Raw genomic sequence first — 22,036 nt, 5'->3', positions numbered from 1 at the left:
GGAACGGCCGGGTCGGGGCCGTCGGTCACGGGAAGGCCGTGTCCCACGAGAGCGATGGGCGCTCGCGGAACACGGCCTGCGGTGTCAGCGGGTAAAGCGCCCGACCCGGATCGCGCCGACGAACGACGTCCAGTCCGGCGGGCTGACCACGAGGACCGGCCCGGCCTGGTCCTTGGAGTCGCGTATGCCCACCACACCGTGGACACGGGCCAGGTTGTCGGCCACCTCCACACAGAGTCCCTGGTCGTTCGAGCGGCTGCTGGTGCGCCAGACCGCGCCCACGAGTTCGTGCATCGTCATCTCCTCGGTTTGTGACGTGTCGCCAGCCGGGGCCGGGCCGACCGGAACGGGGGGCACCAGCCGGCCCGGCTCCTCGTGGCGACGCGATTCCGAGGTCATCAACGAAGTCGGTGACGGTCCTTGATCGCACATCGAGTGCGATCGAGGAATAGTGTCGGGTTGGGGTCAGTTCGCGGGCGTGACCGTGCCGGTGACCGCACCCAACTCGATGGTGCTGCCGTCCGGTCCGGGAGCGGTCGCGGTGATGGTCACCGTGTCCCCGTCGGCGAGGAAGGTTCGCTCCGCTCCGTCCACCACGACCGGCTCGGTGCCGCCCCAGGTGAGCTCCAGGAACGAGCCGACCTGGTCCCGGCGCGGGCCGGAGACGGTGCCGGAGGCGTACAGGTCGCCGGTGCGCAGCGAGGCGCCGTTGACGGTCAGGTGCGCCAACTGCTGGGCCGGCGTCCAGTACATGCCGGCGAACGGCGGCTCGCTGACCGCCTCGCCGTTCCAGCGCACGGTCAGCCGCAGGTCCAGCCCCAGGCGCGACTCCTCGCGCAGGTAGTCGACCACCGGCGGGTCCTGCTCCGGGGCGGGTACGAAGGCGTGTCGCAGCGCGTCCAGCGGCGTGATCCACGCGGCCACCGAGGTGGCGAACGACTTGCCGAGGAAGGGTCCGAGCGGCTGGTACTCCCACGCCTGGATGTCCCGAGCCGACCAGTCGTTGACCAGCACCACCCCGAAGACGTGATCGGCGAAGTCGGCGGCGGCGACCCGGCGTCCGAGTGGGCTCGGCACGCCCACCACGAACCCGACCTCGGCCTCGATGTCCAGGCGCGCGGACGGGCCGTAGACCGGCCCCTGCGGACCGGGCCGCTGGCCGTGCGGGCGTACCACCGGGGTGCCGGAGACCACCACCGTGCCGGCCCGGCCGTGGTAGCCGATCGGCAGGTGCTTCCAGTTCGGCAGCAGCGGCGGCTGGCCCGGCCGGAAGATCAGCCCGACGTTCGAGGCGTGGTGCTCCGAGGAGTAGAAGTCGACGTAGTCGGCCACCTCGAAGGGCAGTTCCATCGTCACCTCGGCCAGCGGCACCAGCAGCGGTTCCACCGCCGCACGGTGGGCCTCGTCGGTGAGCAGCTCGGTGATCCGCTGTCGGGCGGTGGTCCACTGCGGGCGGCCCAGCGCCAGGAACGCGTTCAGCGTGGACTGCCGCAGCGCGCCGCCGGCCAGCACCAGGCCCGCCTCCTCCGCACCGGCCAGGTCCAGCACGAGGTCCCCGACGCGTACGCCGATCCGGGGCTCGCCGGAGCCCACCCGGAACACCCCGTACGGCAGGTGGTGCACCCCGTACCCGGAACCCTCGGCACCCGTCACCCAGCTCACGCCGACCCTCCGTTCCACCGTGCCCACTCGCTCATCCCTCGAATCCTCCGTTCACCAGCCCGAGCCGGATCAGGTCGGTCAGTGGTTCGGTAATGCTGCACGAGCCGAAGCCCACCCAGAGCGGGCGCGCCGAGTCGCGTCGTCCCTCGGTGCCCTGGACCAGCGGTCGCTCGTCGCGCACGGTGAGCAGCTCGGCGACGGCGTCCACCCCGGCTCCGTCGGCGGCGGCCAGCGTGGCGGCCAGCACGTTGCCGAAGCCGTGGTGGGTGAATCCGGTCTCCGGATCCACCTGCCGCACCGCGTGGTGCAGCCCGGCGGTCAGCTTGAACGGCAGCCGTCGGTCCCGGCAGGCGCAGATCACCGCGGCCAGCTCGGCGGGGGTGGGGAACAGCTCGGCGGCCAGCCCGCCGGTGCGGAACTTCGCGGCGACCGGCAGTCCACCGGCCCGCGCCTCGGCCAGCGCGTCCAGCGCCCCCATCAGCCCGAAGGTCAGCGGGATCTCGGCGTAGACGGGTACGCCGTCCAGCCGTTCGGTCAGCGCCACCAGCTCGGCCAGGCCGGGCTGCGGGTCCTCGCCGCGCCGGGCGACGGGCGCTTCGACCTGCCGGGCGGTCACCCCCAGCGGCGGCAGGCACGACAGCGCGAAGGGCAAATGGTCGACACCGGTGTCGCCGATCAGCCCGATGGCGAGCCCGGGATCGACCAGTCCGTCCAGCTCGCCTGCGGCCACTGTCGAGGCCGGCAGCAGCAGCGGGCCGACGAGGTCGGCGTACCAGGCGGTGCGGTGCTGCCGGTGGGCGGCGAGGGCGTCGGGCAACGACGCGCTGCCCGGCGGGAAGACGGCGGCGTCGTCGACGAGTCCGGTGACGAGCGCGGGTAGCTGCGTTGACACGAGACAAGAATGTACGGGACGCTCTAAGAAGCGGACAACAGCGTCCGACTATCGGACGCGCTGGTGACGGGAGGCGAGATGCCGTACTACCGCAGCGTCGGCGAGGTGCCACGGAAGCGCCACACCCAGTTCCGGCAGCCCGACGGCAGCCTCTATACCGAGGAGCTGATGGGCCAGGAGGGCTTCTCCTCCGACTCGTCCCTGCTCTACCACCGGTACGCGCCGACCGCGATCGTCGCCGCCGAGGAGTTCACCCCACCGGCGGTGACCCGGGCGCCCAACCTGCCGCTCAAGCCCCGGCACCTGCGTACCCACAAGCTCGACGGCACCGGTGCGGACCCGGTCCTCGGTCGGCGCTACCTGCTCGCCAACGACGACGTCCGGATCGCGTACGTGCTGGCCGACCGGCCCTCTCCGCTGTTCCGGGACGCCACCGGCGACCACTGCCTGTACGTCGAGTCCGGGGCACTGCGGGTCGAGTCGACCTTCGGGGTGCTGGACGTGACCGCCGGCGACTACGTGATCATCCCGACCTCGACGGTGCACCGCCTGGTGCCGACCGGTGACACGCCGACCCGGCTGCTCGCCGTCGAGGCGTCCGGTCACATCGGCCCGCCCAAGCGCTACCTCTCCGTACGCGGGCAGTTCCTGGAGCACTCGCCGTACTGCGAGCGCGACGTCCGGGGACCGGACACGCCGCTGCTGGTCGACGGCACCGACGTGGACGTGCTGGTCCGCCACCGTCGAGGCTGGACGCGACACGTCTTCGCCAACCACCCGTTCGACGTGGTCGGCTGGGACGGGCACATGTACCCGTGGGCGTTCTCCATCCACGACTTCGAGCCGATCACCGGCCGGGTCCACCAGCCGCCACCGGTGCACCAGACGTTCCAGGGGCCGAACTTCGTGATCTGCTCGTTCGTCCCGCGCAAGGTCGACTACCACCCGGGCGCCATCCCGGTGCCGTACCACCACCACAACGTCGACTCCGACGAGATGCTCTTTTACACCGGCGGCAACTACGAGGCCCGGCGCGGCTCCGGCATCGAGCAGGGGTCCATCTCGCTGCACCCGTCCGGCTTCACGCACGGTCCCCAGCCCGGCGCGGCCGAGCGCTCGATCGGCGTGGACTTCTTCGACGAGCTGGCGGTCATGGTCGACACCTTCCGGCCACTCGACCTGTGCGACGCGGCGAGCGAATGCGAGGACGACGCGTACGCCTGGACCTGGGCCCGCCGGCCCTGAACCAGCGCGTCACCCGGCCGGTCAGGCGACCGGTCGGGTGATGATCGCGAGCTGCGCGGCCATCGCCACCCCGATCGCCAGCACCAGCGGCCACGGGGTGCCCAGCAGGGCGTAGAGCAGGATCAGTACGGGCGCCACGCAGGCCCCGTAGACGGCGAACGCGAGCGTCCGGTCGGTACGCCGCAGCACCGGCAGCACGGTCCGGGTCAGGCCGGGCAGCCGCGACGCCTGCCGCCACACCACGAAGCCGCCGCCGGCTGCGGCCAGCAGCGCCATCATGCGGGAGAAGCCGGGCCCGGTGGCGGCCGAACAGGCGACCATGACGGCGGCGATCACCGACCAGCCGGCGCCCCAGACGACGAGCTGCCGCAACGCCGCCGGCACGGTGCGGTCGGCGACCGGACCGACCGGCCCCGCGCTGCCCGGCGCGGCGAAGGGATCACCCTGGTACCCGCCGGCCGACCCGCTCTCGGACGGCCAGGTCGGCGGCTCGTCCCGCCCGCCGGCCGACCGGCCGGCGCCCGCCCCGGCCTGGTTCGCGCCGCCCTGTTCCGGTCCGCCCGGGCCGCTCAGGGGCCAACCGGCGCCGCTCTGAGCGTCCGGCTGGCCGGTTTGAGGTCCGCTCGGTCCGTCCGGGCGGCCCGTCCCACTCTGGCCCGCTGTGGGCCAGCTCAGCCCGCCGGTGGGCCAACTCGGGCCGCCGGTGGGCCAACTCGGGCCGCTCCGGCCTGCGGCGGGCCACCCGGGACCGCCCTGGCCTGAAGTCGGCCCGCCCGTCCCGCTCTGACCCGGTTTCGGCCCGTCCGAGGTGTCGTTCCGGCTCTGGTCGAGACCGCTCAGGTCGTCCGGGACGGTGTCCGGCCGGTTCGGGTCGGTCCGCGACCCATCCCGGCGGCCCGAATCGGGCGGCAGGCTCGCCACCGCCGCCTCCGCGAGCTGCTCCAGAGTCGCGCTCCACCGGCGCTGCTCCAACCGCAGCACACCGACGTCCTCGCTCACCTCGGCCAGCCGTGGGTCCAGCCGCAGCGCCTCCCGGTAGGCGCGCTCGGCCAGGTCGTACATCTGCATGTTGGCCGCCACCAGGCCCAGCACCAGATGCGCCTGCGGCTCCTCGGGCGCCAGCTCCACCCCGTGCCAGGCCGCGTTCAGCGCCGGCTGTCCGTTGCGGGAGCCGGCCAGGATCGCCGCCGCGCTGCGCTGCGCGTACGCGTCCTCCGGCCCCAGCGCCAGGATCTCGTCGGCGGTACGGGCGGCGTCTGCGTACCGTTCCAGGTCGCCCAGGGCCAGGCCCCGCACGACGAGTGGGGCGAGCTGCCCCGGCGCGGCTGCCACGGCGGTCTCGGCGGCGGTGAGGGCCTCGGCCGGGCGGCCGGCGGCCAGGTGCACCCGGGCCAGCATCGTCGACACCTCGACGGCGGCGGGGTCGAGGGCGAGGGCGAAGCCCAGCTCGGCGGCGGCCTCGTCGTAGCGGCCCAGCTCGCCGAGGAGGGTGGCGCGCTCAAGGTAGCCGTCGGCGGTGGGCGGATCGGTGGGGACGTCGGCGGACATCGCGCGAGCCTAGCTCGCCGGCTCGTGGACCAGGGCCACCGCGATCCCGGCGAGCCCCTCGCCGCGCCCGGTGAAGCCCAGGCCGTCGGTGGTGGCGGCGGAGACGGTGACCGGTGCGCCGACCGCCTCGGAGAGCACCCGCTCGGCCTCCGCACGGCGTGGACCGATCTTCGGGCGTACGCCCACGACCTGCACCGACACGTTGCCGATGGCGAAACCGGCGGCCCGCACCCGGCGGGCCGACTCGGTGAGCAGCGCCACCCCGCTGGCACCCGCCCATTCGGGCTGGTCCACTCCGAAGTTGGCGCCCAGGTCGCCGAGGCCGGCGGCGGAGAGCAGCGCGTTGCAGGCGGCGTGGGCGGCGACGTCCGCGTCCGAGTGCCCGGCCAGGCCGTCCTGGTCGGGCCAGTGCAGACCGGCCACCCAGCAGGGCCGACCGGCCTCGAAGGCGTGCACGTCTGTGCCGATGGCCACCCGAGGAACGATCATGAAACGAGGGTACGCGCTAGGCGCCGAGGAGGAGCAGGTGCTCGGCAAGCGCCAGGTCGAACGGCCGAGTGATCTTCATAGCGTGGTCCGACCCGGGTATGCAGTACACCGGTACGCCCTGCTTCTCGACCAGCCCGGCATCGTCGGTGAGCGGGTCACCGGCGGCGGCGTGCGCGGCGGTCAACACCGCCCGGCGAAAGCCCTGCGGCGTCTGCACGGCCCGCAACGCGGCCCGGTCGACGGTGCCGAGCACCACCTCGCCCGCGTCGACCTCCTTGATCGTGTCGACCACCGGCAGCACGGGGATCACCGCGTCGTGCCCGTCCCGGACCGCGGCGGCCACCGACTCCACCAGTTTCGACGGGGTCAACGCGCGGGCCGCGTCGTGCACCAGGACGATCTCGGGGCCCCTCGGCACGGCGGCCAGCGCGGCGGCGACCGACGCCTGCCGCTCCGCCCCGCCCGGCACGACCGTCACCGGTGCGACCGGGGCGAGCAGTTCGCGTACCGCCGAGACGTCGGCGACCGGGGCGGCCACCACGATGGTGTGCACCGACGCGGCGGCGGCGAGCCGGCGGACCGCGTGCACCAGCAGCGGCTCGCCGGCCAGCAGGCGTAGTGCCTTCGGGCGGCCGGGCCCCAGGCGTACGCCGGCACCGGCCGCAGGCACGAGGACCGCGACGTCACCGCGCGGATTAAGCTGCGCGGTCACGTCGCGGTCCTCGATGGTTTCTTCGCTACGAAGTGGGTACGACGATGCTGTGCGGACTAGGCCTCGGTCAGCACCTTGTCGAGCAGCGTCTCCGCCTCGTCCTTGGTGCTCTTCTCGGCCAGCGCGACCTCGCCGACGAGAATGTCGCGAGCCTTGGCGAGCATCCGCTTCTCGCCTGCGGACAGCCCGCGCTCCCGCTCCCGGCGCCACAGGTCACGCACGACCTCGGCCACCTTCAGCGGGTTGCCGGAGGCCAGCTTCTCCAGATTTGCCTTGTAACGCCGCGACCAGTTGGTCGGCTCCTCGGTGTGCGGAGCCCGGAGAACGTCGAAGACCTTGCCGAGACCCTCTTCGCCGACCACCTCGCGCACACCCACGATCTCGGCGTTCTCAGCGGGCACCCGGACCGTCAGGTCACCCTGCGCGACCCTCAGGACGAGGTACTGCTTGGGCTCGCCCTTGATGACCCGAGTCTCGATTGCCTCGATGAGTGCGGCCCCGTGGTGGGGGTAAACAACGGTCTCGCCGACACTGAAAACCATAGGTTCGAAACCCCTTTCGCTGTGTCTAGGGTAACACGCTCAGGCACCGATGTCTCACCGCTGTCCTGACCGTTGGCGCAGCTCAGGGGCCCTGTGAGAGGTATTTCTTCGCCTTGACAGACCGCCCAAACAATGATTCGACCACGCTGCGTAATCAGCAGATGACCCCCGGACATCGCCCGGCGAAGAGCATCGAAGATCACGACTGGCATCGCACGTCAGGGCCTACGCCACCCGCCCCATGATATCCCGCCGTTGAAGAGTGTGGGCAGCGGTAGCGCGACCCGGGCCTGGTACGAGACGCTTGAGGGGTGCCCACGTACGCACATCCGCGACGGTCGAGAGCGACCGGCGACAGGGCGGTTCCACCGCCGGTCGCACTGAGGAGGTGGTGATGGGCAAGGCCGACGCCGACGGTCCCGGGTTGCCCGACCTGCCGCCCGAGTGGGGCCGGGTGGTCGTCCCCGACGACGCCTCCGCGCTCGCGGACGAGGCCGCGCAGGTACGCCGTGAGCTGCACGGCCCCGCCGCCGGACGAGCCCGGCGGTGGCGTTCGTCCGCGTTGCCGCTGCTCGCGCTGCTGCTCGCGGTCGTGGCGACCGTCGCCGGCCTGGCCGCCGCCACCTGGCCCCGCGCCGGCCGCTCCCCCGGGCCGACCACCGGCACTGGCGACCCGGAACCGATCCGGCTCACCGGACGACCGCTGCCCGCCCTGGACCTGGTCGACGGCGGCCAGTCCCCGGTGCCGCTGCGCGGCCTGGTGCCGACCGTGGTGCTGCTGGTCGACGGCTGCGCCTGCCCGGAGCGGGTCGCTGAGGCAGCGGCGGCGGCACCTGCCGGAGTGAGCGTGGTCACCGTCGCCGCAGCCCGCCCCCGGGCCGCACCGGCCGGCACCGATCTCCGCGCGCTGGCCGATCCGGCCGGTGGCCTCCGCGACTTCCTGCACCTGCCGGCCCGACCGGACACCGTGACCGCCCTGCTCGCCGACCGCACCGGCCGGGTCGTCCTGGTCGTGCCCGAGGTCCACTCGCTCGCCGACTACCAGGCCGAACTCGCCCGTCTGGCGGGCTGACCGCGACCCGGCGAGCCGGACCGCGAACGCCTGGCCCGTCCTGCCACCGCGACACCCGGCCCTTCCGGCACCGGCCGCTGGTCGGCGGCCACGGCCGATCTCAGGACTGAGCGACCAGGCGCGCCACCAGCTGAACCTGCGCCGCGTCGCCGGGATGGAACGTGACCCGCAGCCGCCCACCGGCACCGGTGATCCCGATCGTCGACACCGCTCCCGTGCACTCGACCCTGTGTGGGTAGAGCGCCCCCCGGGCACCGTCGACGGCGACATTGACCTCGCCCGAGCCGGTGCACGTGACGAACAGCGCCAACTGGTCACCATCGCCGACCCGAGCCGTGCGGACCACGGGCTCGCCCGCCCGCAACGCCGACCGGTCGAACCACACCACGTTGCCGCCGCCCGCTCGCCGCCGGCCCGACTCTCCGGTGTCCGGAGCGCCGACGTCGCCGGACCCGGCTTCGGCCAGCACGCGCCTCGTGCCGTCGCGCGGTTCGAGCACGAGAGAGGAACCGGCGGCCGGATCCACCCCGATCACCGCGCCGGTGGCCGGATCCACCCAGAACGACGCCGTCGCCTCGGGCCGGACCGAGGCAGGACCGGAGCTCTGCCGGTTCCCACCACCGGCGAACGGATCCACCGGCCACTCGATCGTCTGCGGGGAGCCGTCCGACGCCGACCGGGCACCGGTGCCGACGCTTGGTGCGTTCGCCTGCCACCAACCGCCACCGGCAACGAGCGCCACCACGCCCACACCGGCGAGCAGAGCGCCTCGGAGCCGATGGACGGAATCATCACGCATGCCGGAGAGAGTAGATGCTCGAAGGGCTCAGGACGGGGCGATCAGGCGGGCCTCCAGTTGCAACGACTCCGCACCGGCCGTGGAGAACGAGATGCGTACCGGCCCGCCGGTGCCGGTGACCTCCGTCATGGCCGCCGCACCGTCGCAGCCGATCGTGATCGGATCGGCCGCCCGCGCTCCGTCCACCGTCACCAACAGGTCTCCCGGCCCGACGCACCGGAAGCGGAGGCGGAACGTCTCCCCGTACCCGATCGGGGCCTGTCGGACCACCGACGCGCCCTCGGTCAGTTTCGTCAGCTCGGTCCAGACCACATTGCGGACCTCCGCCCGCCGTAGGCTCCGATTGTCGGCACTGGCCGAGGCGTCCACCGTGCCGCCGGGTGGCCCGTACCCGCCGCCGGGAGACGCCGAGACGACGGCGCCGGTTCGTGTGTCGAGTACGACACTGGTCCTGGTGCCGGATTCCATCCGCCACGTCGTCGCCGACCTCGGGCCGTCGCCGGAAGCGATCGGCGCCCGGGCACCCGGCGTCGGCTCCTGCGCCTGCCACCACCAGCCCCCGAGCATCAGCGCGACCGCACCGATCCCGGCGAGCAGAGCGCCGCGCAACCGGTGCACCGGATCGACGTGCATCTTTGAAGAATAGCCGCCCGCACGGTCAGACATGACGTTCCAGCAGAACCGCGTAAAGGGTCAGACCGGGTCCGAAGGCCAGCATCACCACCCGGCGCGGTGACGGCGCGGCCCGCAGCAGACGGTCGAGGATCAGCAGCACCGTCGGGGACGAGCAGTTGCCGTGCTCGTCCAGCGTCGCCCGGGACGCCGCCAACCCGGTGAGCGGCAGCTCCAGTTCCCGCTCCACCACGTTCAGGATGCGAGGGCCGCCCGGGTGCACCGCCCAGCCGTCCACCCCGGACACCGTGGCGCCGTGCCGGGCCAGCAGATCCTCCACCAGCCCGCGTACGTGGGTCGACAGCACCTGCGGCACCTTCGGCGAGAGCCCCATCCGGAAGCCGGTGTCGGTCACGTCCCACGTCATGTGATCGGCCGTGGAGGTGTCGGTGACCGAGGTGACCTCACGGACCGCGTACCCCCGGCCACCGGGCATGATCACGGCGGCGACCGCAGCGTCCGAGAAGAGCGCGTGCGAGACGATCTGCTGGGTGTCCACCCGGGCCGACGAGGGTTGCAGGTGCAGGCTGGTCAGCTCGGCGCAGAGCAGCAACGCCGGGCGCCCCCGGGAGACCACGAAGTCACTCGCCGCACCCAACCCGGGCAGGGCCGCGTAGCAGCCCATGTGGCCGACGAACATCCGCTGTGTCGTCGGCGACATGCCCAGGTCACGGGCGAGCAGGATGTCCAGCCCCGGGGTGGCGTACCCGGTGCAGGAGCAGACCACGAAGAGACCGACGTCCCCGGCGTCCAGGCCGGCCGAGGTCAACGCGCGACCGACCGCCTCCTTGCCCAGCGGCAACGCCTCCACCTGGTAGCGGCGCATCCGCCGCTCGGTCGGCCAGTCCGAGACGTCCTCGATCAACGGGCTCACCGCCGCCTGTCGGCGGGTCACCCCCGAGTTCGCGAAGATCCGTTCGGCGAGCGCACGGGTGGTGCCGGAGTAGTGCCGGGAGAAGAACCTCTCCCAGAGTTCCTGCTGGTCGGCCGAGGGCGGATGAGCCGTACCCACACCCGCGATCACCGGTACGGTCACCGTCCCACCTTCCGCTCGCTCGGGCTCCTCACGCTCACCAACGAGGAGCCGACCCGTCACGGTCCGGGTCGCCGCCGAGCGCGGCGATGCCCAACCAGTCGGCGCAGACGTCGGAGGTGGCCGGATGCAGCGACCCGCAACGGGCGTCCCGATAGAGGCGCTCCAACGGGTGACCACGCCGGGTGGCGGAGGTGCCGGCCGCCTCCAGCATGGACGCGGCCACCTCCGCTGCGGTCGTACCGGCCAGCAGCTTGGCCCGCCACACCCAGCGGTTCGTCTCGGCGTCGCCCGGCGCCTCGTCCACCCGGCGGGCCGCCTCGGCGACCGCGAGCTGCGCCGCCGCCACCGCCGCGTCGGCCCGCCCCAACCGGGCGCGGACCGCCGGCAGGTGCGTCAGACCCCGGGCGTGCAGGTGTTCCGCCGCCGCGTCGATCGACGCCCGCGCCACCCCGACGTAGACGGCGGCGTAGCTGGCCACCAGCCAGTGCGGCATGAGCTGGGCGACCACCAGAGCCAGGCCCTCGACCCCGCCGAGCAGCCGATCGGCCGGCACGGTGACGTCCAGGTGCAGGTCGTGCGAGGCGGTCGCGCGCATGCCGAGCGCGTCCCAGGTCGGCTCGACGGTCAGGCCCGCACCGGCCGGGACCAGGAACTGCGAGACCACCGACGGGTCGGCCGCGCTGCGGGCCGCCACCAGGTAACCGTCGGCGTGACCGGCGCCCGAGCAGAAGGTCTTGCTGCCCTTGATCCGCCAGCCGCCGTCCACCGGCTCGTAGACCGTGGTGAGCTGGGACAGCCGGGCGCCGGCCCCGCGTTCGCTCATCGCGACCGCGTACCACGCACCCTCGGCCGCCGCCCGCAGCAACCGGTCGCGGGCGGCGAGCGCCTCCTCCGGTACGCCCAACGCCTCGGCCAGTTCCTCGGTGACCGCGCCCAGGGCGCCGGTGACCGAGGCGTGCATGTTGAACACCAGAGCGGTGGCACCGTTGCCCCGGGCCAGTTCGGTGGCGACGGCCGCGTACCCGGCGAACGTCGAGCCGGTGCCGCCAAGCTCGGCGGGGACCATCAGCCCGAACAGCCCGGCCGCACCGAGATCGGCGAAGTCGTCGACCGGGAACGCCCCGTCCCGGTCGTGCTCGGCTGCGCGGGCGGCCAGCCGGGGCGCCAGTCTCCGTGCGGCGTCCACCGCTGCCAAGCGCTCGCTCATGGAACCCCCTTCTCGGCTTTCCTTACCCCCGCCGGGACCGGCTACCCGCCGTACACCCCGCGTCCCTGGTAGAGCACGGCCGGCGAACCGGTCGGCACGATCCGGGGCGCCTGACCGGGCGGCGTCGCCGCGCCGCGTACCTGCCGGAACAGCCAGCGCAGCAGGCCCGGCACCGCCGGGCGGACACCCCGGACCCGCAGGTCCACACCGTGGCGGGCGCACTCGGCCATCAGCTCACGATGGTCCACGAACAACCGTGGGTCGTGGATGCCGCGCGGCACGGTCGGCAGCCGCTCGGCGATGCGGACCGCGACCAGCCGACACAGCGCGGTGTCGTTGAGCGTGTCCAGCACCAGCAGCCCGCCGGGACGCAGCAGGCGGCACGCCTGCGCCACCACGGCCCGCCAGTCGGGTACGTGTTCCAGCAGCTCACCGGCGGCCACCACGTCGGCGCACCCGTCGGCGAGGGGCACCGCCGTGGCGTCTCCGTTGACCACCGTCACCCCGTGCGCGGCCGCCTGGGCCAGCGCGGACCGGGTCAGGTCCACCCCCACGTGGCGGTAGCCCTTGCCGACCAGGTGCGGGGCGAGCAGACCGGCGCCGCACCCGAGGTCGACCAGGAGCGCGTCGGGTCGCCTCGCCGGTGGCACCATGGCCGCCCGCGCCTCGGCCAGCCAGTGCAGCATCGCGAACGCGCCGTCCGGCCGCCACCATTCGCCGGCCAGGTCGTCGTACTGACGCGGGTCGTTGCGGGGCAGGCTCAAGCCGGCGTCACGCATTCACCGAGCGTGGCACGACCAGCCGGTAACGACCAGACTTCCGTTATGTCGTCCACGGTGTTAGGGCTGGTCAGAGCGAGCCATCCGGAACCGACGGTCGCCGTCACCACAGTGGCCGGTCTGCTCGCGGCCGGCGTCGGGCACCCGCCCGGCGGGATCGCCGTGGTGGCGCTGACGGTGGCGGCGAGCCAGTTCGCGGTGGGGTGGACCAACGACGCGCTCGACGCCGACCGGGACGCCGCGGTGGGGCGTACCGACAAGCCGGTGGCCGCCGGTGCGGTCAGCCGGCGGGTCGTCGCGGTGGCCGCCGGGCTGGCCGCCGTCACGACCGTGGGGTTGGCCCTGACCACGAACCCGGCCGCTGCGCTCTGCGCCGTCGTCGCGCTGGTCTCGGCCCTGCTGTACGACTGGCCGCTCAAGTGGACCCCGGTCTCGGTGCTGCCGTACGCCATCTCCTTCGGCGCGCTGCCCGCCTTCGTGGTGCTGGCGCTGCCCGGCGCGCCGACGCCGCCGGTGTGGCTGATCGCCGCTGCGGCCCTGCTCGGCGCCGGTGCGCACTTCGCCAACGTGCTGCCCGATTTCGCCGACGACGCCCGGACCGGGGTGCGCGGCCTGCCGCATCGAGTGGGTCCGGCGGGCAGCCGGGCGGCCGCCGTCGGGCTGCTCGTCGCGGCGACCGTCACGCTGGTGCTGGGGCCGCCCGGTCCGCCGTCCGGGCTGGGGCTCGCGGCGGTCGTCGCGGCCGTGATCATCCTGGTTCTCGCCTGGTACGCCGGACGCACCGCCAACCGGCCCGGCGCCCGCTCGGTGGCCGCCTTCCGGGCGGTCATGCTGGTGGCCCTGATCGATGTCGTCCTGCTGGTCACGAGCGGTCGACTGGTCTGACCACGTCCCCCGGCAGGTGGCAGCACCGGGTCGCCGTGCGGGCCACGATCAGCTCCAACTACGCTGGGAAGCGGTCTGCGCGGGTATGGCCAGCGGTTCCGGCGACGTCGCCGGGGTGTGATCGTGACGAGGAGGACCGACGTGACGCGCTCGATCAGGGGTTCCCGGCGGGCTGCCGTACTGCTGCCCGGGATCGCGGCGGCAGCCGGCATGCTGCTGCTGTCGGGATGCGGCGCCGGTCAGATCTCCGAGACGGCGAACAAGGTCCCGTCGATCCAGGGCGTCGACCTCCAGGCCGAGGACGGCCGGTACGGCGTACGCAGCGTGTTGATCGCCTACCCCGGCGTGGAGGGTTACCAGGCCGGCGACGACGCGATCCTGAACGCGCTCTTCTACAACGACTCGCCCGACCCGGTCACCGTGACCGTCACCTCGTCGGATGCCCGCGAGGTGGTGCTCACCACGGTCCAGGCCGCGACCAGCCCCTCGCCCACGGCCTCGCCCTCGCCGACCGGCTCCCCGTCGCCGGAGCAGTCCCCGGACGGCACCCCCTCCCCGGACGGCACCCCCTCGCCCGACGACTCGCCGTCGCCGGACGACTCGCCCGACGCGACCGAGTCGCCGGCCGGCGGCCCGGCCCGGATCGAGATCCCGCCGCTGAGCTACGTGCAGCTCAACACCGAGGGCGAGCAGGTGCTCCAGCTCCTCGGGCTGAACTCGGCTCTGCTCGCGGGTCAGAACATCACGGTCAGCTTCGACTTCGGCGACGGCAACACGATCACCAGCCCGGCGCCGGTGGCCGTGCCGCTCAGCCCGGCCCCGCCGCCGTCGCCGATCATCGAGCGGCACACCGAGTTCGAGGGCGAAGGCGGCCACTGACCCGTCCCGCCGGAGTTTCCGACGGCACCGTCGGCGTGGTGCACCCATGCCGGCGGTGCCGTCGTCGTACCGGGGGGTTAGCGTCGCTCGGGTGAGCATCTCCCGATCGACCCCGGCCCGGGGAGCGGGTGGCGGGCGCGGCCGGGCCGCCGCCCGCGAGCCCCGCCCCGCGTACGAGTGCGACGCCTGCGGGCACCAGCCGCCCAAGTGGGTGGGGCGCTGCCCGGAGTGCGGCGAGTGGGGCTCGGTGGTCGAGTGCACCGTCACCGGCCCGACCGTCTCCGGACGCGTGGTCAGCTCCCGGATGCCCGCCGAGCCGGCCCGGCCCATCGCGACCATCAGTGCCGCACCGGCGCGCGCCCGGCCCACCGGCGTCAGCGAGCTGGACCGGGTGCTCGGCGGCGGGCTGGTGCCCGGGGCGGTGGTGCTGCTCGCCGGTGAGCCGGGAGTCGGCAAGTCCACCCTGCTGCTCGACGTGGCCCAGCAGTGGGCCGCCGGCGCGGGCAGCCCCTCGCTGGTGGTCAGCGGCGAGGAGTCGGTCAGCCAGGTACGCCTGCGGGCCGAGCGGATGGGCACCCTGCACGACCAGCTCTACCTGGCCGCCGAGAGCGACCTCGCGGCGGTGCTCGGCCACCTCGACGCGGTCAAGCCCGGCCTGCTGGTGCTCGACTCGGTGCAGACCATCTCCACCACCGGCACCGAGGGCGTGCCGGGCGGGGTGACCCAGGTGCGGGCGGTCACCGCCGCCCTGGTCGCGGTCGCCAAGGAGCGCGGCATCGCCACCGTGCTGGTGGGGCACGTGACCAAGGACGGCCAGGTGGCCGGTCCCCGGGTGCTGGAGCACCTGGTCGACGTGGTGCTGCACTTCGAGGGCGACAAGCACTCCTCGCTGCGGATGGTGCGCGGCGTCAAGAACCGGTTCGGCGCCGCCGACGAGGTGGGCTGCTTCGAGATGCACGAGGGCGGCATCAGCAGCCTGGCCGACCCGTCCGGGCTGTTCCTCACCCGCTACAGCGAGCCGGTGCCGGGCACCTGCGTGACGGTGGCGATGGAGGGACGCCGGGCACTGGTGACCGAGGTGCAGGCGTTGATCGGTGCCACGGTGGCCGGTTCGCCCCGGCGTACCGTCTCCGGGCTGGACTCGGCCCGGCTGGCGATGGTGCTGGCGGTGCTCCAGCGTCGCACCGAGCGGCTCACCCTGCACGACCGGGAGGTCTTCGCGGCCACCGTCGGCGGCATCCGGGTGGTGGAGCCGGCGGCGGACCTGGCGGTCGCCCTCGCGGTCGCCTCCGGCGGCCTGAACCTGGCGATCGCGCCGCACCTGGTGGCGATCGGCGAGGTCGGCCTGACCGGCGAGGTACGCCGGGTGGGGGCGGTGCCGCGCCGACTCTCCGAGGCGGCCCGGCTCGGGTTCCGGCTGGCCCTGGTGCCGCCCGGTTGTGGACCCGCGAGCACCGGCGCCGGGCCGGAGCAGATGCGGGTGGTGGAGGTGTCCGACGTCCGGGCGGCGTTGCAGGCCGCAGCCCGGGCTTCGGCGGAGTGAGCCGCATCTCCGGCGGACGGGACGGACGGGACGGGCCGATTCGTGACACATCCCAGTAACCACGGGAGCACCCACCGCAGGGCAGTCCGTAGACTGTGCCCGTGCCGATCGACCGCGAAACCACCAAGCCTGCCGGCGCGACACCCCACGCCCGCACCGGTGCCGTGGGCTCGCCCGCTCGTCCGATCAGCGTCAGCGTGACCGGGGGCGGCAGCGCCGGCGACCCGCTGCGCGCGAATCTGGCGCTGATGGCACCGGGCACCGCGCTCCGCGACGGCCTGGAGCGCATCCTGCGCGGTCGCACCGGCGCACTGATCGTCCTCGGGTACGACAAGGTGGTCGAGGGTCTGTGCACCGGCGGTTTCCCGCTGGACGTCGAGTTCTCCGCCACCCGGGTCCGTGAGCTGTGCAAGATGGACGGCGCGGTGGTGCTCTCCAGCGACGGCACCCGGATCGTCCGGGCCGCCGTGCACCTGATGCCCGATCCGACCATCCCGACCGAGGAGTCCGGCACCCGGCACCGCACCGCCGAGCGGGTGGCCCGGCAGACCGGTTACCCGGTGATCTCGGTCAGTCAGTCGATGCGGATCATCAGCCTCTACGTCAACGGCCAGCGGCACGTGCTGGACGACTCGGCGGCCATCCTGTCCCGGGCCAACCAGGCGTTGGCCACCCTGGAGCGCTACAAGCTCCGGCTGGACGAGGTCTCCGGCACCCTCTCCGCGCTGGAGATCGAGGACCTGGTCACCGTCCGGGACGCGGTGGCCGTGGTGCAGCGGCTGGAGATGGTCCGCCGGATCGCCGACGAGATCGCCGGCTACGTGGTCGAGCTGGGCACCGACGGCCGACTGCTCGCCCTGCAACTCGACGAGCTGATGGCCGGCGTGGACGCCGACCGCACCCTCGTCATCCGGGACTACCTGCCCACCGGCCGTAAGCCCCGCACCCTCGACGAGGCCCTGGTCGAGCTGGACCTGCTCAGCGCCACCGAGCTGATCGACCTGGTGTCGGTCGCCAAGGCGATCGGTTACCCGGCCGCGTCCGACGCACTGGAGGCGGCGGTCAGCCCGCGCGGCTTCCGGCTGCTGGCCAAGGTGCCCCGACTGCCGGTGGCGGTGGTGGACCGGCTGGTGCTGCACTTCGGCAGCCTCCAGCGGCTGCTCGGCGCTACGGTCGAGGACCTGCAGGCCGTCGAGGGCGTCGGCGACGCGCGGGCCCGAGGCGTACGCGAGGGACTCTCCCGGCTCGCCGAGGCGTCCATCCTGGAACGCTACGTCTGAGCCGGGCCGCGATCACCGGCCGGCCCGGGTCCCCGCCCGGTGAGCCGTGAGCCGGTACTTGTCAGCCGGTCAGCCGGAGCTTGGCCGGCTGGCTCAGTCGGGTACCCACCCGCGCGAAGACCTCGTACGTCCCGGCCTGCACGACCGGGCCGTTCGCCACTCCCTCAGCGCACCGGCTGCTGTCCTTGCCGTTCCAGCCGACCTGGTAGGAACGCTCGAAGCCCGGCGTGAAGGACTGGACGTCCGACCCGGAGGCCGTACCACACGTGTCCGAGGACCAGACCACCTCGGCGCCGGACTTGATGAAGATCTCCTGCGCGTCCGCGCCGACGTCCCGGCTACACGTCCGCTCCGCCCGGTTGCGGATCTTGAGGTGCAGGTCGACGGCGGCACCGCGTACCACCTCGCCCGGCAGAGCCTGGGCGGTCACCACGATCTCGTTGTCGGTGCACGAGCCGTCGTCGGTCGAGGTGTTGTTGACCGGCGGGTCGTTGCTGAGCGACGGCTCGTTCGACGGGCTGGCCGCCGGGTCGCCGGACGGCGTGGACGGACCGGCCCCGGCGTCCCCTGACGGGGGCGAGCCGGTCTCCGGGGTCAACACCGACCCGGTCGGCCCCGGCGTACCGGTCGACGCACCGGGATCGGGCTGACCGTTGCCGGTCGCACCGGGGTCGCCGCTCTGCCCGTTACAGGAGTAGAGCACGACAACCAGCAGGAGCAGGACCGCGCCGAGCACGACGGCACGACGCCGCCAATACACCGCGGGAGACAGGGGGCCGACCGTCAGACGCATGATGCCCCCACCGTAGCGGCGTCGCACACGACGGACGGTAGCGACGCGCCGGGGTCGACAGCACCCATCGGAACCCACTCTCCATTCACGACGGTGTGAGGTGTGAGCGAGGCCGATTCGTCACTCACCGTATCTGTTCGGCCTCGGTCAGAGATACACCTTGCGTTGGTAGATCGCGTGCGCGCCGGCCACCCGGTCCAGGAACAACAGCCCGGCGCAGTGGTCGATCTCGTGTTGCAGGGCCCGCGCCTCGAAACCGTCGGTGACCAGGCGTACCAGCTCGCCACTGCCCGGCAGCGCCCCCTCGACCACGAGCCGGCTCGCGCGCTTGACGTCACCGGTCAGGTCCGGCACCGACATGCACCCCTCCCGGCCCGCCTTCCACCGGGTCGCCTCGACCACCCGCGCGTTGCAGAGCGCGAACGTGCCGTGCAGCGTGACCGCTTTGGGGTGGCCCGTCACGTCCACCGCGAACACGTGCGCCCCCACCCCCACCTGCGGTGCAGCCAGACCGACGCAGCCGGGCGAGACCCGCATGGTGGCGATCAGGTCGGCCGCCAGCCGGACCGTCTCCTCGTCGGTCGGGTCGACCTCCGCGCCGGCCCGACTGAGCACCGTGTGCGGGGCGGAGACCACCGGCAGGACCGCGCCGGCACCCAGCGACTCGGGCGTCCATGCCCCCAACCCGGCGTACGCCTCGGCGGCCAGGTCCGGCGTACCCGCGTCGCCGCTCACAGCAGATCCGGTTCGGCGGGACGGAGAGTGACGTCGACACCGAGATTCGTGGCGGCCTCGGACAGCCGGGCGGCGAGCGGTCCGGCCGCACCCGGCGGCAACTCGACCTCGGCCACCACCACGTAGAGCGACCCCACCAACCGGGTACTCAGATCGGTGACGTTGCCGCCGGCCTCGGTCAGCACCCGGGTCATCGCGGCCACGATGCCCATCCGGTCCGCCCCGTGCACCGCCACCACGTACGGCTCGCCGGCCGGAGCCGTCTCCCCGTCCGGCGTGACCTCGCGTACGGTCGCCAGCAGTTGACCGTCGGCGGTCAGCGTGGCCAGTGCGGCCTCCACCTCGGCGGCGGCCGGGCCCACACAGATCAGGGTCATCGCGAAGTGTCCGCGCAGCCGGGTCATGGTGCTGTCGGTGAGGTTCGCCCCGAGCCGGGCCAGCACCTCGGCGACGTCGGCCACGATGCCGGGTCGGTCCCGACCGATGACGGTGATCGCGAGCTCGTTCATCCGGGCATTCTCCCCGATCCACCAACGCCGACGGTGGCGGCCCGCCCGGACCGTCCAGTCGGCGGAATCCCGCGCCCCTGGCCGGACCGTCCAGTCGGCGGGATCCGGCGCCCGTGGCATGATCGGCGACGCGATGACAGAACCCACCTTCGCCGGCCTGGTGAGCCGGTGGTACGAGCGAAACGCGCGGGACCTGCCGTGGCGCCATCCCGACGTCAGCCCGTGGGCCATCCTGGTCAGCGAGGTCATGCTCCAGCAGACCCCGGTGGTCCGGGTGCTGCCCGCCTGGCAGGCGTGGCTGGCCCGCTGGCCCACCCCGGCGGCACTGGCGCAGGACACCCCGGCCGAGGCGATCCGGATGTGGGGGCGGCTCGGCTACCCCCGCCGGGCGGTCCGGCTGCGGGAGTGCGCGGTCGCCGTCGTGGAGCGGCACGGCGGTCAGGTGCCCGATCAACTGGAGCAGTTGCTCGCCCTGCCCGGGGTCGGCACGTACACGGCGCGGGCGGTGGCGGCCTTCGCGTACGGGCAACGGCACCCGGTGGTCGACACCAACGTGCGGCGGGTGGTCTGCCGGGCGATCGCCGGAGAGCCGGACGCCGGCCCGGCGACCCGGCCGGCGGACCTGGTCGCCACCGAGGAGCTGCTGCCGGTCGAACCGGCGGCCGCCGCCCTGGCCAGCGCCGCGTTCATGGAGCTGGGCGCGGTGGTCTGCACCGCCCGCTCGCCCCGCTGCGGCGTCTGCCCCGTCGAGACGAGCTGTGCGTGGCGCGCGTCGGGCCAGGTGGCCCCGGACGGCCCGACCCGCCGACCGCAGCGGTACGCCGGCACCGACCGCCAGGTACGCGGCCTGCTGCTCGGGGTGCTGCGCGAGGCGACCGGCCCGGTGCCGCACCAGCGGCTGGACCAGGTCTGGTCGGACGACGTGCAGCGGGCCCGGGCGCTGTCCGGGCTGGTGACCGACGGCCTGGTCGAGCCGGTCGGCGAGACCGCGTTCCGCCTGGTCGGCGACGGCCCACCGGCCCCGGTGCCGACCTGACCTCGGACGCCCGGACGCTGAGCTGACCTCGGACGCTCGGACGCCGCCCGGCCTCGGACTCCCGGATGCGGCCTGACCTCGCACGGCGAGCCGGACGCCGCCTGACCCCGCACGGTGGCCCGGACGCCGATCTGATGTCAGGACCGGGCCGGTTGTGGGCTGGACAGACAAGTGGGCCGGCTCCCCATATGGGGAGCCGGCCCGCTCGGTTCTGCCTGGCGCGGCTGGCCTTCCCGATCCGCACGATCCGCATCCGGAAGCCTGCCCGATCGATGGTGCTCGGTCAGGCGGAGTAGCCGCGGCTGGCGATCCAGTCCGCCAGCACCTCGGTGTCCATCCAGTACTCGGCCTTGGCGGGATCCGCCGAGTCCGCGATCTTCACCTGGCTGCCGCCGTCGCGATAGCCGGTCACCGAGATGTAGTGGCCGGCCTCGAACGAGTGGCTGCCCCCGCCGGTGTCGAAAGCGGTGCCGAAGACGTTGGCGACCACGCTCCGGCCGTCGTCGACCGTACGGACGACGTCCTCGCGCAACCGCTCGGTCTCGGCCTCGTCGGCGACCTGGCCGGGGATCTCCACGGTGCGGTAGACGTCCTTACCGGCCTTGTTGTTCAGCGCCTTGGTGATCACGAACGCGGAGTCGGTGCCCCGCTCGGTGGTGCCCATCTCACGGGCCAGGTCGTCCTGGGAGACGTCCTTGTCCAACACGCTGAGGGCGTTTCGCACCGCCGCCGGACCGCAGTAGTAGAAGTTCGGCTGGGCCTGGTAGCGGACCTTGAGCTGCCGCTCACCCTTGCCGTGGCCACGATCCGTCACGGCGGACAGGGCGTCGGTGTTGTTCGTCGCCGCCACCGCGGCCATCGGCCCGCTGATCATTCCACCGGCACAGACGGCACCGGCGGCGGTCAGGGCGGCCTTACGCATCAACGTCGTCATGATCATGCCTTCCAGCTCGGGGGATCGACACGACACCCGGAAGTACAGGAGGGTGCGGATACCGCATCGGAAGGAAGAAGCAGGTGGCACCACGATCGGTGGGGTGGCCTGCCATGGGTGCAACGGCTCGGATAGGCCACACATTCCGGGCTTACCGGGCGTACACCGGCGGGTGCATCCGCCGCCCTGCGGAATGCCACCGAATGCGGCCGAACCGGCCGGATGTCCGATTCGGGACTCACCGAGGTGACGACAGACGACGGCGGCCCGGTGGCAGATGCCACCGGGCCGCCGCTGGTCGAGCCAGCCGATCTACCTACTCGTCTGCGCCTGCCGCAGCGGTGCTGCCGCCGAGGTCGGCCGGGACCGCGTCCGGCACGGTGACCGGCCGGTCGGAGCCCTTGAAGACGAGCTTGGACTTGTCGATGTCGTTCGGGTCGCCCTCGCAGTCGACCACCACGATCTGACCGGGGGTCAGTTCGTTGAACAGGATCCGCTCGGACAGGTTGTCCTCGATGTCGCGCTGGATCGTGCGACGCAGCGGCCGGGCGCCCAGGACCGGGTCGAAGCCCTTCAGCGCCAGGTACTTCTTGGCGTTGTCGGTCAGCTCGAGACCCATGTCCTTGTTGCGCAGCTGGGTCTCGATCCGGGCGATCATGATGTCCACGATCTGGAGGATCTCGTTCTGGCGTAGCTGGTGGAAGACGATGGTGTCGTCGATGCGGTTGAGGAACTCGGGCCGGAAGTGCTGCTTGAGTTCGTCGTTGACCTTCTGCTTCATCCGGTC

General features: G+C 73.1%; 23 protein-coding genes and 1 pseudogene. 7 read left to right on the top strand and 17 right to left on the bottom strand.

Annotated features, from left to right (window positions below):
- Nucleotides 1–84 precede the first annotated feature (84 nt).
- The 3 genes from ABT008_RS25700 to ABT008_RS25690 all read right to left on the bottom strand — a co-directional run bounded on the left by ABT008_RS25700 (nt 85) and on the right by ABT008_RS25690 (nt 2,554).
- Nucleotides 85–294: a DUF397 domain-containing protein gene (locus tag ABT008_RS25700; protein ID WP_350699194.1), complete on the bottom strand. Its 210-nt coding sequence runs from the start codon at nt 292–294 to the stop codon at nt 85–87.
- Between the two features lie 171 nt (nt 295–465).
- Entirely contained in the window at nt 466–1,662 is a 1,197-nt protein-coding gene (fahA, locus tag ABT008_RS25695) for a fumarylacetoacetase (RefSeq protein ID WP_350699192.1), read from the bottom strand.
- Nucleotides 1,663–1,693: 31 nt separating this feature from the next.
- The gene (locus ABT008_RS25690) at nt 1,694–2,554 is read right to left on the bottom strand and encodes a hypothetical protein (protein ID WP_350699190.1); all 861 of its coding nucleotides are present in this window, start codon (nt 2,552–2,554) and stop codon (nt 1,694–1,696) included.
- Nucleotides 2,555–2,632: 78 nt separating this feature from the next.
- Between ABT008_RS25690 and ABT008_RS25685 the strand changes: the two genes are divergently transcribed.
- On the top strand, nt 2,633–3,799 hold the full coding sequence (locus tag ABT008_RS25685; RefSeq protein WP_350699188.1) for a homogentisate 1,2-dioxygenase: 1,167 nt from the start codon (nt 2,633–2,635) through the stop codon (nt 3,797–3,799).
- An 873-nt stretch (nt 3,800–4,672) separates the two neighbouring features.
- Here the strand turns inward: ABT008_RS25685 and ABT008_RS25680 are convergent.
- From ABT008_RS25680 to ABT008_RS25665, 4 genes and pseudogenes are all read right to left on the bottom strand, one after another.
- A pseudogene (locus tag ABT008_RS25680) lies at nt 4,673–5,347 on the bottom strand (tetratricopeptide repeat protein); the annotation flags it as partial.
- A gap of 9 nt (nt 5,348–5,356) precedes the next feature.
- Nucleotides 5,357–5,836, bottom strand: coding sequence for a 2-C-methyl-D-erythritol 2,4-cyclodiphosphate synthase (gene ispF / locus ABT008_RS25675; protein ID WP_350699186.1), 480 nt, complete (start codon nt 5,834–5,836; stop codon nt 5,357–5,359).
- Between the two features lie 16 nt (nt 5,837–5,852).
- A complete protein-coding gene (ispD, locus tag ABT008_RS25670; RefSeq protein WP_350699185.1) occupies nt 5,853–6,548 on the bottom strand; it encodes a 2-C-methyl-D-erythritol 4-phosphate cytidylyltransferase in 696 nt (231 codons plus the stop codon).
- Nucleotides 6,549–6,604: 56 nt separating this feature from the next.
- Complete coding sequence (locus ABT008_RS25665) at nt 6,605–7,090, bottom strand: CarD family transcriptional regulator (RefSeq protein WP_007073334.1); 486 nt, start codon at nt 7,088–7,090, stop codon at nt 6,605–6,607.
- Nucleotides 7,091–7,484: 394 nt separating this feature from the next.
- Between ABT008_RS25665 and ABT008_RS25660 the strand changes: the two genes are divergently transcribed.
- Nucleotides 7,485–8,162, top strand: coding sequence for a hypothetical protein (locus ABT008_RS25660; protein ID WP_350699183.1), 678 nt, complete (start codon nt 7,485–7,487; stop codon nt 8,160–8,162).
- A gap of 100 nt (nt 8,163–8,262) precedes the next feature.
- On the opposite strand, the gene ABT008_RS25655 is transcribed toward ABT008_RS25660, so the two are convergent.
- Genes ABT008_RS25655 through ABT008_RS25635 form a run of 5 tightly spaced genes read right to left on the bottom strand, consistent with a single transcriptional unit; the run spans nt 8,263 to nt 12,655 of the window.
- The gene (locus ABT008_RS25655; protein WP_350699181.1) at nt 8,263–8,961 is read right to left on the bottom strand and encodes a hypothetical protein; all 699 of its coding nucleotides are present in this window, start codon (nt 8,959–8,961) and stop codon (nt 8,263–8,265) included.
- A gap of 27 nt (nt 8,962–8,988) precedes the next feature.
- Nucleotides 8,989–9,594 (bottom strand): hypothetical protein, encoded by a 606-nt coding sequence (locus ABT008_RS25650; protein WP_350699179.1) that lies wholly within the window; start codon nt 9,592–9,594, stop codon nt 8,989–8,991.
- A gap of 25 nt (nt 9,595–9,619) precedes the next feature.
- Nucleotides 9,620–10,669, bottom strand: a complete 1,050-nt coding sequence (locus ABT008_RS25645; RefSeq protein ID WP_350699177.1) for a type III polyketide synthase — start codon at nt 10,667–10,669, stop codon at nt 9,620–9,622.
- Nucleotides 10,670–10,703: 34 nt separating this feature from the next.
- Complete coding sequence (locus tag ABT008_RS25640; RefSeq protein WP_350699176.1) at nt 10,704–11,876, bottom strand: acyl-CoA dehydrogenase family protein; 1,173 nt, start codon at nt 11,874–11,876, stop codon at nt 10,704–10,706.
- 41 nt (nt 11,877–11,917) lie between these two features.
- Nucleotides 11,918–12,655, bottom strand: coding sequence for a class I SAM-dependent methyltransferase (locus ABT008_RS25635; RefSeq protein WP_350699174.1), 738 nt, complete (start codon nt 12,653–12,655; stop codon nt 11,918–11,920).
- Between the two features lie 45 nt (nt 12,656–12,700).
- On the opposite strand from ABT008_RS25635, the gene ABT008_RS25630 reads away from it, so the two are divergent.
- From ABT008_RS25630 to disA, 4 genes are all read left to right on the top strand, one after another.
- Nucleotides 12,701–13,540: a UbiA family prenyltransferase gene (locus tag ABT008_RS25630; RefSeq protein WP_350699172.1), complete on the top strand. Its 840-nt coding sequence runs from the start codon at nt 12,701–12,703 to the stop codon at nt 13,538–13,540.
- Nucleotides 13,541–13,681: 141 nt separating this feature from the next.
- Entirely contained in the window at nt 13,682–14,419 is a 738-nt protein-coding gene (locus tag ABT008_RS25625) for a hypothetical protein (RefSeq protein WP_350699170.1), read from the top strand.
- 91 nt (nt 14,420–14,510) lie between these two features.
- On the top strand, nt 14,511–15,962 hold the full coding sequence (gene radA / locus ABT008_RS25620) for a DNA repair protein RadA (RefSeq protein ID WP_350699168.1): 1,452 nt from the start codon (nt 14,511–14,513) through the stop codon (nt 15,960–15,962).
- 101 nt (nt 15,963–16,063) lie between these two features.
- Nucleotides 16,064–17,242 carry a DNA integrity scanning diadenylate cyclase DisA gene (gene disA / locus ABT008_RS25615; protein ID WP_350699166.1) on the top strand — a complete coding sequence of 393 codons (1,179 nt, stop codon included), beginning with the start codon at nt 16,064–16,066 and terminating at the stop codon, nt 17,240–17,242.
- A 61-nt stretch (nt 17,243–17,303) separates the two neighbouring features.
- Here disA and ABT008_RS25610 read toward each other — a convergent pair whose 3' ends face one another.
- The 3 genes from ABT008_RS25610 to ABT008_RS25600 form a co-directional block, all read right to left on the bottom strand.
- Nucleotides 17,304–18,035 carry a hypothetical protein gene (locus ABT008_RS25610; RefSeq protein ID WP_350699164.1) on the bottom strand — a complete coding sequence of 244 codons (732 nt, stop codon included), beginning with the start codon at nt 18,033–18,035 and terminating at the stop codon, nt 17,304–17,306.
- Nucleotides 18,036–18,182: 147 nt separating this feature from the next.
- Nucleotides 18,183–18,743, bottom strand: coding sequence for a peptide deformylase (locus tag ABT008_RS25605; protein ID WP_350699341.1), 561 nt, complete (start codon nt 18,741–18,743; stop codon nt 18,183–18,185).
- A gap of 23 nt (nt 18,744–18,766) precedes the next feature.
- Entirely contained in the window at nt 18,767–19,279 is a 513-nt protein-coding gene (locus tag ABT008_RS25600; protein ID WP_350699162.1) for a glycine cleavage system transcriptional repressor, read from the bottom strand.
- A gap of 133 nt (nt 19,280–19,412) precedes the next feature.
- Between ABT008_RS25600 and ABT008_RS25595 the strand changes: the two genes are divergently transcribed.
- Nucleotides 19,413–20,315: an iron-sulfur binding domain-containing protein gene (locus tag ABT008_RS25595; protein WP_350699161.1), complete on the top strand. Its 903-nt coding sequence runs from the start codon at nt 19,413–19,415 to the stop codon at nt 20,313–20,315.
- Between the two features lie 283 nt (nt 20,316–20,598).
- Here ABT008_RS25595 and ABT008_RS25590 read toward each other — a convergent pair whose 3' ends face one another.
- Both ABT008_RS25590 and ABT008_RS25585 read right to left on the bottom strand, forming a co-directional pair.
- Complete coding sequence (locus ABT008_RS25590) at nt 20,599–21,252, bottom strand: C39 family peptidase (RefSeq protein ID WP_350699340.1); 654 nt, start codon at nt 21,250–21,252, stop codon at nt 20,599–20,601.
- Between the two features lie 313 nt (nt 21,253–21,565).
- Nucleotides 21,566–22,036, bottom strand: a 471-nt coding sequence (locus tag ABT008_RS25585; RefSeq protein WP_502890507.1) for a ClpB D2-like domain containing protein, incomplete at its 5' end; no start/stop codon positions are given.

This window comes from Micromonospora sp. NPDC002389 (assembly GCF_040296095.1).
Lineage (GTDB): Bacteria > Actinomycetota > Actinomycetes > Mycobacteriales > Micromonosporaceae > Micromonospora.
Note: the sequence above shows the minus strand (reverse complement) of the source record. Positions and strands in the feature narration are given on the sequence as shown.